At 65.1% G+C, this 13252-nt stretch carries 11 protein-coding genes; 6 read left to right on the forward strand and 5 right to left on the reverse strand.

Annotated elements, in window-relative coordinates:
- Positions 1–134 precede the first annotated feature (134 nt).
- On the reverse strand, positions 135–2507 hold the full coding sequence (locus tag UNPA324_RS15480) for a xanthine dehydrogenase family protein molybdopterin-binding subunit (RefSeq protein ID WP_141935059.1): 2373 nt from the start codon (positions 2505–2507) through the stop codon (positions 135–137).
- Positions 2508–2716: 209 nt separating this feature from the next.
- On the opposite strand from UNPA324_RS15480, the gene UNPA324_RS15485 reads away from it, so the two are divergent.
- The gene (locus UNPA324_RS15485) at positions 2717–3790 is read left to right on the forward strand and encodes a Ppx/GppA phosphatase family protein (RefSeq protein WP_141935060.1); all 1074 of its coding nucleotides are present in this window, start codon (positions 2717–2719) and stop codon (positions 3788–3790) included.
- A gap of 1 nt (position 3791) precedes the next feature.
- Positions 3792–4499 (forward strand): RlmE family RNA methyltransferase, encoded by a 708-nt coding sequence (locus UNPA324_RS15490; RefSeq protein WP_128917673.1) that lies wholly within the window; start codon positions 3792–3794, stop codon positions 4497–4499.
- A gap of 124 nt (positions 4500–4623) precedes the next feature.
- Here UNPA324_RS15490 and UNPA324_RS15495 read toward each other — a convergent pair whose 3' ends face one another.
- Entirely contained in the window at positions 4624–5322 is a 699-nt protein-coding gene (locus UNPA324_RS15495) for a winged helix-turn-helix transcriptional regulator (protein ID WP_128917672.1), read from the reverse strand.
- A gap of 182 nt (positions 5323–5504) precedes the next feature.
- Between UNPA324_RS15495 and UNPA324_RS15500 the strand changes: the two genes are divergently transcribed.
- A complete protein-coding gene (locus UNPA324_RS15500; protein WP_206734084.1) occupies positions 5505–6326 on the forward strand; it encodes a class I SAM-dependent methyltransferase in 822 nt (273 codons plus the stop codon).
- 104 nt (positions 6327–6430) lie between these two features.
- On the opposite strand, the gene UNPA324_RS15505 is transcribed toward UNPA324_RS15500, so the two are convergent.
- Positions 6431–7921 carry an MFS transporter gene (locus UNPA324_RS15505; RefSeq protein WP_128917670.1) on the reverse strand — a complete coding sequence of 497 codons (1491 nt, stop codon included), beginning with the start codon at positions 7919–7921 and terminating at the stop codon, positions 6431–6433.
- A 483-nt stretch (positions 7922–8404) separates the two neighbouring features.
- On the opposite strand from UNPA324_RS15505, the gene guaB reads away from it, so the two are divergent.
- The 3 genes from guaB to UNPA324_RS15525 all read left to right on the forward strand — a co-directional run bounded on the left by guaB (position 8405) and on the right by UNPA324_RS15525 (position 11698).
- The gene (guaB, locus tag UNPA324_RS15510; RefSeq protein ID WP_141935061.1) at positions 8405–9898 is read left to right on the forward strand and encodes an IMP dehydrogenase; all 1494 of its coding nucleotides are present in this window, start codon (positions 8405–8407) and stop codon (positions 9896–9898) included.
- Positions 9899–10196: 298 nt separating this feature from the next.
- On the forward strand, positions 10197–11231 hold the full coding sequence (gene curA, locus UNPA324_RS15520) for an NADPH-dependent curcumin/dihydrocurcumin reductase (RefSeq protein WP_164936010.1): 1035 nt from the start codon (positions 10197–10199) through the stop codon (positions 11229–11231).
- 167 nt (positions 11232–11398) lie between these two features.
- Complete coding sequence (locus UNPA324_RS15525) at positions 11399–11698, forward strand: hypothetical protein (RefSeq protein WP_141935062.1); 300 nt, start codon at positions 11399–11401, stop codon at positions 11696–11698.
- A 15-nt stretch (positions 11699–11713) separates the two neighbouring features.
- Here the strand turns inward: UNPA324_RS15525 and UNPA324_RS15530 are convergent, their stop codons facing one another.
- Entirely contained in the window at positions 11714–12556 is an 843-nt protein-coding gene (locus tag UNPA324_RS15530; protein ID WP_141935063.1) for a metallophosphoesterase family protein, read from the reverse strand.
- Positions 12557–12625: 69 nt separating this feature from the next.
- Positions 12626–13240: an acriflavin resistance protein gene (locus tag UNPA324_RS15535; RefSeq protein ID WP_141935064.1), complete on the reverse strand. Its 615-nt coding sequence runs from the start codon at positions 13238–13240 to the stop codon at positions 12626–12628.
- Positions 13241–13252 lie beyond the last annotated feature (12 nt).

Here is a 13252-nt window from a genome sequence, read left to right on the forward strand (position 1 = left end):
GGCTTGACCGGGGCATCCAGTACGCCGCGGCCCATCCGTGAATTACTGCTGTCTCGGAATACTGGATCGCCCGATCAAGTCGGGCGATGACAGTTGTGCGTGTGGTGGCGAGTGACCGTCTGCGAAAGAGTCCCTTACGCCGCCTTTGCCTTCGCGTCCTGGATCGCGCGCCACACGCGCTCCGGGGTCAGCGGCATGTCGATGTGCTTGATGCCGTAATCCGAGAGCGCATCGAGCACGGCGTTCACCACCGTCGACAGGCTGCCGGCGCAGCCGGCTTCGCCGCAGCCCTTGCTGCCGAGCGGGTTGGTGGTGGCGGGCACCGGATGATCGCCGATCGTCATGTTGGGCACGTCCTCGGCGCGGGGCAGGGCATAGTCCATCAGCGAGCCCGTGATCGGCTGGCCGCTCTCGTCGTAGCGGATGTGCTCCATGAGCGCTTGCCCGATGCCCTGGACCACGCCGCCATGGAGCTGGCCCGCGACCAGCAGCGGGTTGATCACCGTGCCGAAATCGTTGACCGCGCTGTAGCGCACGATCTGCACCACGCCGGTCTCCGGGTCGATCTCGACCTCGGCGACATGGCAGCCGTTCGGGAACGCCGAGGCGATCGGTTCGCTGGTGTGATCGACGTCGAGCGTATCAGGCACGCCCTCCGGCACTTTGCCGTCGTGCAGTTTCTTGGCGAGCTCCATGATGTCGATGCTGCGATCGGTGCCGGCGATCGTAAAGCTGCCGCCTTCGAATTCGATGTCGGCTTCCGATGCTTCGAGCACATGCGCCGCCGCGCGCTTGCCTTTCTCGATGACGAGCTTTGCTGCCCCAACGATGGCCTGGCCGCTCGCAGTGATCGAGCGTGAGCCGCCGGTGCCGTTGCCGGTGTGGACGATGTCGCTGTCGCCCTGCACCAGCTTGATGCTTTCGAAGGGAACCCCCAACTGCGCGCTCAGCACCTGCGCGAACGGCGTGGCATGGCCCTGGCCGTAATCGAGCGTGCCGGTGATGAGCTGCACGGAGCCATCGGGATCGAACACGATCTTGCCGAGTTCGACGCCGGGAGGCGCGGTAACCTCCAGATAGGAGCCGACGGCGATGCCGCGGAGCTTGCCCGCTTTCCTGCTCTCCTTCTTGCGCTTGGCGAAATTCTCGTGGTCAGAGATCTCGAGCGCCTTGTTGAAGACGGCCTGGAAGTCGCCACTGTCATAGGTGACGCCGGAGGAGGCCGGGAACGGCATCTGGTTCGGCTTGATGAAGTTGCGCTTGCGCAGGGTCAGCCGGTTGATGCCCATCTCGTCGGCGGCGCGGTCGATCAGCCGCTCCATGTAATAGTTCGCCTCGGGCCGGCCGGCGCCGCGATAGGCGCCCATCAGCGTGGTGTTGGTCAGCACCGTCTTGATGTCCACGCACATCAGTGGCGTGCGATAGACGCTGGACAAGTTCTTGCCGGTGTTGAGCGAGAGCGGGCTTGGCGCCACGCCCGTGATGTAGGCGCCCAGATTGCCGTAACCGGACAGCCTTACGGCGAGGAAATGACCGTCCGCATCGAGAGCCAGCTCGGCATGGATCTTTTGGGCACGGCCGTGACTGTCGGAGAGAAAGCTGGTGGAGCGCTCGTCGAGCCATTTCACCGGGCGGCCCAGCACCTTGGCCGCGTACAGGATGCACATGTACTCGGGATAGTTGATGTTCTTCATGCCGAAGGAGCCACCGACATTGGCGGTGAGGATGCGCACCTTCTCGTTCGGCACTTTCAGGTTCTTGGCGAGATTGGCGCGGTTGCCGGCCACGCCTTGCGTCGGCACCTGCAGCGTGTAGCGCTCGGTCTTCGTGTCGTAGGAGGCCAGCCCGACGCGCGGCTCCATCGAGACCACCGCGACGCGGGTGTTCTCGATGTCGATCCTGGTGACATGGGCGGCGCTGGCGAAGGCGGCGTTGACCTTGTCCATGTCGCCATAGTGGTAGTCGAGCGCGACATTGTTCGGGATGTGGTCGTAAAGCTGCGGCGCGCCGGGCTGGGCGGCTTCCTCGGGGTCCGTCACTGCCGGCAGCGGCTCGATGTCGAGCTCGACCGCTTCGGCGGCGTCGCGGGCCTGGGCCAGCGTCTCCGCCACCACGAAGGCGACGGGATCGCCGACGAAGCGAACCTTGTCGGTCGCCAGCGGCTGGCGGTTGGTCTGGAGCAGGGGCGAGCCGTCGCGGCTCTTCAGCGGCAGGCCGCAGGTGAAGGGACCGTAGCCGGCGGCGTCGAGATCCTTGCCGGTCCACACGCCCAGCACGCCCGGCATCGCCTTGGCGGCATCAATGCCGATGCCACGGATGGTGCCATGGGCATGGGTGGAACGGACGACCACGGCATAGGCCTGGCCAGGCAGGTTGAAATCGTCGGTGTAGCGGCCCTTGCCGCGCACCAGCGTGTCGTCCTCCTTGCGGCGGACAGGCTGCCCGACGCCATATTTTTGCAGTGCAATAGCGTTTTCGAGCGTGGACGATTTGGTGTGTTCTTGCATGGAATTGACCTGAAAAGCCGGCATTTGCGCATTTTCGCGGCAGCGGGGCACCGGACTCCCTTGAGATAACCCACGACCCCGTTCACGACAACGCACGAATGGACATGGTCCCATGTGATGCGTTGTTGCGCATACCCGCCGCGCTGCTAATGTTTCAGGCGAAAAAGCAATTCCAGACCGGCCCGACCGGCCGCGGAAAGACAGTTTGTATGAATGACCACACGCGGCTCCGCGACGGCCATGCGCCGCACGGTGAGCTGGAGGGGTCGATGGCGGCGGTGGCGTTGGCCACCGAACCGGCCGTCGGCGCGCAGGCGCCGGGAACCGGCGTCTATGCGGCGCTGGACCTCGGCACCAACAATTGCAGGTTGCTGATCGCCTGTCCGACCCAGGACGGCTTTCGCGTCGTCGATTCCTTCTCGCGCATCATCCGGCTCGGGGAAGGAGTCTCGGCGACCGGTTGCATCAGCGAGGCCGCGATCGAGCGCGCCATCGCCGCGCTCAGCATCTGCCGCGACAAGATCAACATGCGGAAAGCACGCCGGCTGCGGCTGATCGCAACCGAAGCCTGCCGCGCGGCCTCGAATGCGGAGGGTTTCCGCAGCCGGGTGGCGGCCGAGACCGGCATCGAGCTCGAGGTGATCGACCGCGAGACCGAGGCCGCGCTCGCGGTGCTCGGCTGCTCGCCGCTGGTCGACCCGAGGGGGCGGGGCGCAATCCTGTTCGACATCGGCGGCGGCTCGACCGAGCTGGTGCGGATCGAGCGCGACGGCGAAAATCCGGAGCCGCGCATCAAAGCCTGGATGTCGATCCGCTATGGTGTCGTCACGCTCGCCGAGCAGTTCGGCGGACGCGACGTGACGCCGGAGATCTACGCGGCGATGGAGCAGGAGGTCGCGAACCACGTCGCGCCGTTTGCGGAAGAGCATGGCGGCGATCTCGCCGACATGCACCTGCTCGGCACCTCGGGCACGGTGACGACGCTCGCCGGTATCCATCTCAACCTCGCGCGCTACGACCGCCGCCGCATCGACAGCATCTGGATGAACGATTCCGACATCACCGCGACCATCAACAAGCTGCTCGGCATGAGCTACGAGGAGCGCGCGTCCAACAACTGCATCAGCGTCGAGCGCGCCGATCTCGTGCTCGCCGGCTGTGCCATCCTCGATGCCATCCGCCGCGCCTTTCCGCTGCCGCGCCTGCGCGTCGCCGACCGGGGCCTGCGCGAAGGCATGCTGGTCGAAATGATGCGCGAGGACGGCGCGCTCAGGAGCTGGTGAGATGGCCAAGGACACCACCGGCCGCCTGCACGTCCAGGTCAAGACCGGCGGCAAGCGCAAATTGTCGTCGAAGCTCTGGCTGGAGCGGCAGCTCAACGATCCCTATGTCGCCAAGGCCAAGGCGGCGGGCTATCGCTCGCGCGCCGCATTCAAGCTCTTGGAGATGGACGACAAGTTCCGGCTCTTGAAGCCGGGCATGGCCGTGGTCGATCTCGGCGCCGCGCCCGGCGGTTGGAGCCAGATCGCCGCCAAGCGCGTCGGCTCCACGGAAGGCAAGGGCAAGGTCGTCGCGATCGATCTGCTCGAGATGCCCGAGATTCCCGGTGTCGATTTCGCGCAGCTTGATTTCATGGACAACGACGCGCCCGAAAAGCTTACCGCGATGCTGGGCGGCGGCGCCGACGTCGTGATGTCCGACATGGCCGCCAACACCACCGGCCACCGCAAGACCGACCAGCTCCGCATCGTCGGCCTGGTCGAGACCGCGGCGGCGTTTGCCTGCGACGTGCTCAAGCCCGGCGGCACCTTCCTGGCAAAAACCTTCCAGAGCGGAGCCGACGCCGATCTGCTCGCCCAGCTCAAGCGCGACTTCGCCACGGTGCGCCACGTCAAGCCCGCCGCGAGCCGGCAGGATTCCTCGGAACGCTACGTGCTGGCGACGGGGTTTCGTGGTGAGGCAGCGAAGGATGAGCGGCCCAGCTCGCATTGACGTGGCGCGCCCTTCAGGGCCGCTGAGGCCTCCCATCCGGCATGCTCGCAGCGTTGACCGACGGGTTTCCGCCGGCAGCCTTGTCGTCTTGCCATCACGCGGGGCCGCGCTGGAGCGACAGTGCCTACGCGACCTTCTTCTCGAAGCTCGCGAACACGCTGAGCTTCAACCATGTTCGCAGGTCGGCAGCCAGCTTGCTGTTGCCTGTCAGAACGAACCGACCATCATCGGCCATTTGCACCACGGTCCTGAAACCGAGCCATATCTCGGTCATCGATTGCAGATCAGTCGTCACGTAGAGATCGACATCGAACCCTGGATTGACGAGGCAGAGATCAACATCTCTGTTCGGCTCCACGATCAGCCAATAGTTGCGCTCTGAGACCGGCCTGTCCTTGAAAATGAACTGGATGGTGTTGCGGCGTGCTGGCATGGGGTCGGTATCTATGTTTCGCCTGATGTCCCACATCAGCAGATTGGGATCGAGGTTCTTCAACGTTGCTTCCGTCGTCACCCATCTATGGCCCCATACGCCGATCGCTTCGATGATGGGACGTAGCTCCGTTCCCGCTTCAGTGAGACGATATTCGTGTCCGCCAGACTCGCGCTCGGTGGCGATGCGCGTGACGATGCCGGCGGCCTCGAGTTCTTTCAGCCGCTTGGAGAGGAGAGCGGGCGACATGCTCGGCACACCGCGGCGCAGCTCATTGAAGCGGGTCGAACCCATTACGAGCTCCCGCAAGACGAGCAGCGTCCAGCGCGAGCAGATGATCTCAGCTGCCATCGAAACGGGGCAGAACTGATTGTAACCGCCGTCCGACATTCGAACGCCTCCCTTTCGTCGCCTCCGAAGGCCGGGAGGTTAAGAGCGATCCCACACACTGGCCAGTTCAGAATCTGTACCGCTCAGATTCAGATTCAGAACTGGATGCTTCGCGGGTGCCAGGAGAGTCTGCGGCCCGTTGGTGAAACCGGGCCGATTTCCGGCAGGTTCCCGAAAAGGAGATGACCATGTCAGTGGCGACGCTACCCTTGGACTATACTGCCATCAAGCAACGACAGCGCACCGTCTGGTCGGCGGGTGACTATGCGATGATCGGGACGACACTTCAGATCGTCGGCGAGAGGCTCTGCGAGGCCGTCGATCTGCGGGCCGGAAGCCGCGTGCTCGACGTCGCCGCTGGTAACGGGAACGCGACGCTCGCCGCGGCCCGACGCTTTGCTGAGGTCACATCCACCGACTACGTGAGCGCTCTGCTCGAGCGGGGTAAGGAGCGCGCCGCGGCAGAGCGTCTCGCCGTCACTTTCCGGGAAGCTGATGCGGAGGCGCTCCCGTTCGATGACGGCAGCTTTGACGCGGTATTATCCACCTTCGGCGTGATGTTCACTCCCGACCAGGAGAAAGCGGCCGCCGAGCTGGTTCGCGTGGTGCGCCGAGGCGGGAAGATCGGGCTCGCCAACTGGACGCCGGAGGGTTTCATCGGTCAGCTCCTCAGGCTCGTCGGGAAGTACGCGCCTCCGCCTTCCGGGATAAGGCCGCCGACCCTGTGGGGCACCGCGGCGCGGCTTGGCGAGCTGTTTTCCGGACACCAAGTCAGCGTCTCGGAGCAGACCTTCACCTTCCGCTATCAGTCCCCAGAACATTGGCTTCATGTCTTTCGTTCGTTTTACGGCCCCACCAATCGCGCGTTCGCCGCGCTTGAGGCCGACAAGGCAGCTGGCTTGGAGGCGGACATTCTGGATCTGCTCGAGAAGTCGAACTGGGCTGGCCCCGATGGCCTCGTCGTCCCCAGCACCTACCTGGAAGTGGTGATCACGACAGCGTGAGAGCGCAATGAGGAGCGGGGGGCGGCCGCGAAATGCCTGGGTTCAGGAGGCTTTATCCTGCGAAAGGATTTCGCAAGCACCCAGATCAGGAATTAACACTGAGCTCACCCCAGCCGCTGATCCCTCACGTCCTGCGTATCCTCGGTCGCCGTCTTGACGGCGGCGTTGGCCGCCCTCTTCGCGGCGCCCTTGCGGCTCGCGATCTCCACAGCCTTGCGGCCGGAGATCTCGTGGCCGGCATCAACGGGCATCTGCCAGAAGAACCAGCTCGAGGCCGCCGAGGTCAGCGCGACCACGACGAAGGCCGGCGCAAACATTGTGGCGTCGATCTCGCTGACATGGTGGACCCACATCGTCGTTTCCACGCACGCCGCGCCGACCGCGACGCCCGCGGAGACGGCGAGCTGCTGGTTGACGCTGACGAGCGTAGTGGCGCGGCTCATCTGCCCGGTCTCGACGTCGGCATAGGCGACCGTGTTGATCGCGGTGAATTCCAACGAGCGGAAGAAGCCGCCGACCACCAGGATCACCATGATGATGAGCAGCGGCGTCGTCACCGTGAACAGCGCGCAGACGGCGAGGAAGAACGCGCTGACGATCGCGTTCACCGTCATCAGATTGCGGAAGCCGAAGGTGCGGATGAGGCGTGCCGCCAGCGTCTTCATGCCCATCGCGCCGAGCGAGGAGGCGAAGGTGACGAGGCCGGAATGGAATGGGGAGAGGCCGAAGCCGATCTGCATCAGCAGCGGAAGCAGGAACGGCAGCGCGCCGATGCCGAGCCGGAACATGAAGCCGCCGAACACGGCCGCGCGCAGGGTCGGCAGCCTCAGGAGCGAGAAATCCAGCACCGGCGACCCCGTGCGCCGGGCGTGCAGGACATACAGCGTCATCGAGATCGCGCCGCCCACGACCAGCGCGGCCACCGTGCTCCAGGGCAGGAGGTTGAGCCCGGCCACCGAGAGGCCGAACGCGATGCCGGCAAGCCCGATACCCGCGAGGACCATGCCGTAGAGATCGAACGGCTCCTGGGTCTCGCTCTTGATGGGATCGATGAAGCGCAGCGCCATGAAGATGCCGAGCAGCCCGATCGGAATGTTGATCAGGAAGATCCAGTGCCAGGAGGCGTAGGTGGTGATGAAGCCGCCGAGCGGCGGGCCGATCACCGGACCTATGAGAGCAGGGACCGTCACCCAGGCCATGGCGTTGACCAGCGCGCTCTTGTCCACCGAGCGCAGCAGCACGAGGCGCCCGACCGGGGTCATCATTGCCCCGCCCATGCCTTGCAGGATGCGCGCGAACACGAAATCGGTCACCGAGGAGGAGAGCGCGCAGCCGACCGAGCCCACCATGAACACGCCGACCGCGATCGCGAACACCATCCGCGCTCCGAACCGGTCGGCGGTCCATCCGCTCGCTGGAATGAACACCGCGAGCGACAGCAGATAGGAGGTGATCGCGAGCTTCAGCGTCAGCGGACTGGTGCCGATGTCGGCCGCGATCGCCGGCAGCGAGGTGGCGATGACCGTCGAGTCCATGTTCTCCATAAAGAGAGCAGTGGCCACGATCAGCGGAATGACGCGTTGCTTGTCGACCATGACGGATTGGTAATGAAAATCGGAAGGAAGGGCTGATTGCGGCTTATCACCGTCGCTCGCCTGCGACCATTGCGGATCGACGCATGGCACCTAAGTCCTGCGTAACAACGGTGTGACCCTTTCGGTTGTGCCCGGGGCGGAATTCCGCTCTTTCGTCATCCGGGGCGCGTCCCTTGGCGCGAACCCGGAAATCCATTGGGCCGCGGGACCGCCGTGGGATGGATTCCGGGTTCACGACTTTGTCGCGCCCCGGAATGACGGCGGGTGGACCGGCGCACGGCCTATCCCCGCCGAATTAACGCAAAAAAGCCTGTGCATGGCTGGCCGGCGGTCCGAATTGCTTTGATTCGTCGCGCGGGCGTGCTATCGACCCGCGTCAACCCCACCGATGGGCTCCGATTCTCAAGGCGATGCCGCAAGGTACGCCGAGGGCGGCGCTCATCCATTAGCATTTGCGGCAAGGCCGCAGGAAGGAGTTGGCAAATGGCCACGGTGCAACTTCAGGGCATCCGCGAAGCCTTTACGTTCGACGACGTGCTGCTGAAGCCGGGCCTGTCGGACGTCATGCCGGGCGAGGTCGACATCCGCTCCCGCGTTACTCGCGCCATTCCGCTCAACATCCCGATCATGGCCTCGGCCATGGATACCGTCACCGAGGCGCGCATGGCGATCGCGATGGCGCAGGCCGGCGGCCTCGGCGTCATCCACCGCAATTTCGATCCCGAAGGGCAGGCCGCCCAGGTGCGGCAGGTCAAGCGTTACGAGTCGGGCATGGTGGTGAACCCGCTCACCATCAGCCCCGAGGCCTCGCTCGACGACGCGCTCAAGCTGATGAGCGATCACGGCATCTCCGGCATTCCCGTGGTTACCGGCGCCGGCAAGAGCACGCCCGGCAAGCTGGTCGGCATCCTCACCAACCGCGACGTCCGCTTTGCCACCGACCGCCGGCAAAAAGTCTCCGAGCTGATGACCCATGAAGGGCTCGTCACGGTGCGCGAGAATGTCGGCCAGGACGAAGCGCGGCGGATGCTGCATCAGCATCGCATCGAGAAGCTGCTCGTGGTCGACGAGCAATATCGCTGCGTCGGCCTGATCACCGTGAAGGACATGGAGAAGACTGTTGCCCATCCGCTCGCCTGCAAGGATGCGCAGGGGCGCCTGCGCGTTGCCGCCGCCACCACCGTCGGTGACACCGGCTTCGAGCGTACCGAGCGGCTGATCGATGCCGGCGTCGACCTCGTCGTCGTCGACACCGCGCACGGCCATTCCCGTCACGTGCTGCATGCGGTGAACCGGATCAAGCGTCTCTCCAACTCCGTGCAGGTCGTCGCCGGCAACGTCGCCACCACCGAGGGCACGCAGGCGCTGATCGATGCCGGCGCGGATTGCATCAAGGTCGGCATCGGCCCGGGCTCGATCTGCACCACGCGCATCGTCGCCGGCGTCGGCGTTCCCCAGCTCACCGCGATCATGGACGCGGTGGAGGCGGCGAAGAAGGCCGATATCCCCGTCATCGCCGACGGCGGCATCAAGTTCTCCGGCGACCTCGCCAAGGCGCTCGCGGCCGGCGCCGACATCGCCATGGTCGGCTCGCTGCTCGCCGGTACCGACGAGACGCCGGGTGAGGTGTTCCTGTGGCAGGGCCGTTCCTACAAGGCCTATCGCGGCATGGGCTCGGTCGGCGCGATGGCGCGGGGGTCTGCCGACCGCTACTTCCAGCAGGACATCAAGGACACGCTCAAGCTCGTGCCCGAAGGCATCGAGGGCCAGGTGCCCTACAAGGGTGCGGTCGGCCACGTCATGCACCAGCTCGCCGGCGGCCTTCGCGCCGCAATGGGTTATGTCGGCGCGCGCGACATGAAGGAGCTGCACGACAAGGCCCAGTTCGTCCGCATCACCGGTGCGGGCCTGCGCGAAAGCCACGTCCACGACGTCACGATCACGCGCGAGAGCCCGAACTATCCGGGCGGGGGTTAGTCGCCGCTCTTTGACACGCGCGAGCGCGTGGACTTTGGCGCGCTTGCCTCAACAACGGTGTCATGCCCCGGCTTGACCGGGGCATCCAGTACGCCGCGGCCTCTCGGCTCAATCACGACTGTCTCTGGAATACTGGATCGCCCGATCAAGTCGGGCGATGACAGCGGGTGTGTGGCGTGCACGCGCCACAAACTCGTCATTGCGAGGAGCTCTTGCGACGAAGCAATCCAGACCTTTTTGGTTGACGCGACTGGATTGCTTCGCTTCGCTCGCAATGACAGAGAAAGTGGAGGAAGCCATGTCCCAAGATCAACGTAGCGCCAAACGCATCGTTCTCGCCGCGCGTCCCGTCGGCGAGCCCAAGCCGTCGGATTTCCGCTTGGAGGAATTCGCGGTGCCGACGCCGGGCGCGGGCGAAGTTCTGCTGCGCACGATCTGGCTGTCGCTCGATCCCTATATGCGCGGCCGCATGAGCGATGGTCCGTCTTATGCCGCACCGGTGCCAGTCGGCGGCGTGATGGAAGGCGAGGCGGTCAGCGAGGTCGCGGCGTCCAACAATCCTGATTTCGCGGTCGGCGACATCGTGCGCATTCGTTCCGGCTGGCAGACGCATGCGATCTCGAACGGCAAAGGTCTGATCAAGGTGGACCCCAAGCTCGGGCCGATCTCGACGTCCATCGGGGTGCTCGGCATGCCCGGCATGACCGCCTATACTGGCCTGCTCGACATCGGCAAGCCGCAAGCAGGCGAGACCGTCGTCGTTGCCGGCGCCTCCGGCGCGGTCGGCTCAGCCGTCGGCCAAATTGCCAAGATCAAGGGCGCACGCGCGGTCGGCATCGCCGGCGGCAAGGACAAGTGCGACTACGTCGTCAAGGAGCTCGGCTTCGATGCCTGCATCGATCACCGCGATCCTGATCTCGCGGCGAAGCTGAAGGACGCCTGCCCCAAAGGTATCGACGTCTATTTCGAGAATGTCGGCGGCGCCGTGTTCGAGGCGGTCTTCCCGTTGCTCAACCCGTTTGCCCGCGTACCGGTGTGCGGCCTGATCGCGCACTACAACGACACCGAGGCCAAGCCGCCCAAATGGGCCGCCAGCATGATGCGCGCGACGCTGACCAAGCGGCTGACCTTCCGCGGCTTCATCGTCTCCGACTTCGCTGCGCGCCATGGCGATTTCCTGCGCGACATGTCCGGCTGGGTTCGCGACGGCAAGGTCAAGTACAAGGAGTTCGTCACCGAGGGTCTGGAGAGCGCGCCCGGCGCCTTCATGGGCCTCTTGAAGGGCGCCAATTTCGGCAAGCAGCTGGTTCGGGTCGGGCCGGACAAGGCTTAGCTGCAAGGCCTGACCTGTCGCGTCCCGCCTCCCGCGGTGGGGCGAACATGGTTAATAAAGAGTGACCGATTGGCCACACCTGTTCCGCAAAAGCCGCAGGTGTGACCGCCGGTTCATTGACCCCACGACGAAGACGTTGAATCATCGCGCATATTTTGGGTGTTGCGATGTTAGAGATCAGTGTTTTCTGCGTTATCCTGCTGGCTGCCGGCTATTGGACGACCATGTTCGTCATGGGCCGTCACGACGACGTCATCCATGGCAAGTTCGTCCATGTCGACGAGGAGGGCGATTTCACCCGTCCCGCGATGCCAGCGCCGCCGCCGCCGTTCCCGAAGCGCCCGGTCAAGGCCGCGCAATCTGCCAGGCAACCGCCTGACAATGATCTCGCGGCCAAGCCGGTGAACAGCGAGGCGCTGCAATCCCTGCTCGCCGCGATCCAGCAGGACCTCAAGAGCGTCGCCTGAACTGATCGGCCTGCGCTAGTGCTCGCCGCCCATCTGGGCGAGGAGCTCCTCGATGTCGACATCGACCTGGCCTGCGGCCCTGACGTGGCGCACCTCGAAACTGTCGGGCCGGAACCGATACTCGACCAGGCCGACTTCCTTGATCGCGATCCTGTCCTGCCGCGCATCATTGATCACGAAGCCGGCCGACGGTGCCCAGACATGGCGGGTGTGACGCCAGGTGAAATCGCGGCGCTGGTGCACGTGGCCGCTGGTGATGAGCCGCAGGTCGATGCCCGCAAACATCTCGATCAGCCGTGCCCGCGCCGGCTGCGGCACGTAGCGGATCGAGGTCTCCGGCGTCTCGGGATCGTCGGGCCGGTTGAGAAATAGCGGCTTGTGCAGGAACAGCGCCACCGGCCTGCCGTTCGTGCGAGCGAGCTCGAAGCTCAGCCAGTCGAATTGCTCGGCCTCGAAGGCGAGCCCTGAATTCATCACCAGAGAATTGAGGCCGATGAAACGCCAGCCCGCGGCCTCGAATGCCCAATGATCTTCGCCGATGATGTCACAGAACTGGCGGCGGTGCGCTTCGCTGACCGGCGGCTTCGGCGCCGGCCCGATCGCGGTCGGATTATCGCCGATGTCGTGATTGCCGGGGATGTAGCGGCAGGCGACGGGCAGGGCATCGTGCAGGCCTTTAGCGAAAACCATATCGTCGCGGCCGGTCGGCCCGTCGAAAGAGACGTCGCCGGTGTTGACGACGAGATCGGGCCTGTCAGCGTCGATGTGCTCGCAAACGCGATGGAAGTTGGCGACGAGGCCAGGGAAGCGCCGGCCGAGATGGGTGTCGGAAATCTGGGTCAGGCGAAATTCGGACATGCGATCAACTTACCCGTTGCCGCACGTCGGAACGATGACGGCGCCGGCATGGATCGCAGCGAACAAAGTTTAAAGCACGCGGTAGCGGATCGTGTAGGCGTCCTGCGGCGCGATGGGACCTGCGAGCGGCGAGGCGATGCGGTCGGCGAGGTGCCAGGGGCCGAACTCGCCGGTGCGATGCGGTTCGGCGGGCAGGCGAAGACGGAACTCGAACGTGCCCTTGCCCGGCAGGTTCACGACGAGCATGCGGTCCACGGTGCGGTGGTTGAGCGCGACCGCGCCGCGCAACAGCGCGCGGCCCTCGGCGAGGTCGCGCACGCCGTCAATCAGCGCCAGGATCTGGTTGCGGTCGGTGTGCAGCTCGATCTGGCTGTCGGTCATCGCCGTCAGCATCTCCCGGGGCATGCGGATCTCGAACTCGACGGCGGGCTTGGAGGGATTGAGACCGAGGTAGGCGAGGGCTGCATGGCGCATGTCGTAGGCAGCGAAGGCGAACAGGGTGACCGCGGCGAGCGCCGCAAGGCCATGCCGGACGATGTCGCGCCAGGTGCGGTAGCTCAGGCGGAAGTACACCGTCATGGCCAGCGCGACCGCGAGTGCCATCGCGATACCCGACAGTGCCGACATCAGGATACCGAGCTGGCCGTCGGCGGATTCGGTCCAGAGGCTGGACGGGGTGGTCATGGCGCCATCTCG

Origin of the sequence: Bradyrhizobium sp. UNPA324, from assembly GCF_006658635.1 — a bacterium.
In the GTDB taxonomy this organism is placed as follows: Bacteria; Pseudomonadota; Alphaproteobacteria; order Rhizobiales; family Xanthobacteraceae; genus Bradyrhizobium; species Bradyrhizobium nanningense.

What these genes read in the sequence shown, in the direction of transcription:
- UNPA324_RS15480 (WP_141935059.1), bottom strand. Translation starts at nt 2,507, where the DNA reads ATGCAAGAACACACCAAATCGTCCACGCTCGAAAACGCTATTGCACTG.
- UNPA324_RS15485 (WP_141935060.1), top strand. Translation starts at nt 2,717, where the DNA reads ATGAATGACCACACGCGGCTCCGCGACGGCCATGCGCCGCACGGTGAG.
- UNPA324_RS15490 (WP_128917673.1), top strand. Translation starts at nt 3,792, where the DNA reads ATGGCCAAGGACACCACCGGCCGCCTGCACGTCCAGGTCAAGACCGGC.
- UNPA324_RS15495 (WP_128917672.1), bottom strand. Translation starts at nt 5,322, where the DNA reads ATGTCGGACGGCGGTTACAATCAGTTCTGCCCCGTTTCGATGGCAGCT.
- UNPA324_RS15500 (WP_206734084.1), top strand. Translation starts at nt 5,505, where the DNA reads ATGACCATGTCAGTGGCGACGCTACCCTTGGACTATACTGCCATCAAG.
- UNPA324_RS15505 (WP_128917670.1), bottom strand. Translation starts at nt 7,921, where the DNA reads ATGGTCGACAAGCAACGCGTCATTCCGCTGATCGTGGCCACTGCTCTC.
- guaB (WP_141935061.1), top strand. Translation starts at nt 8,405, where the DNA reads ATGGCCACGGTGCAACTTCAGGGCATCCGCGAAGCCTTTACGTTCGAC.
- curA (WP_164936010.1), top strand. Translation starts at nt 10,197, where the DNA reads ATGTCCCAAGATCAACGTAGCGCCAAACGCATCGTTCTCGCCGCGCGT.
- UNPA324_RS15525 (WP_141935062.1), top strand. Translation starts at nt 11,399, where the DNA reads ATGTTAGAGATCAGTGTTTTCTGCGTTATCCTGCTGGCTGCCGGCTAT.
- UNPA324_RS15530 (WP_141935063.1), bottom strand. Translation starts at nt 12,556, where the DNA reads ATGTCCGAATTTCGCCTGACCCAGATTTCCGACACCCATCTCGGCCGG.
- UNPA324_RS15535 (WP_141935064.1), bottom strand. Translation starts at nt 13,240, where the DNA reads ATGACCACCCCGTCCAGCCTCTGGACCGAATCCGCCGACGGCCAGCTC.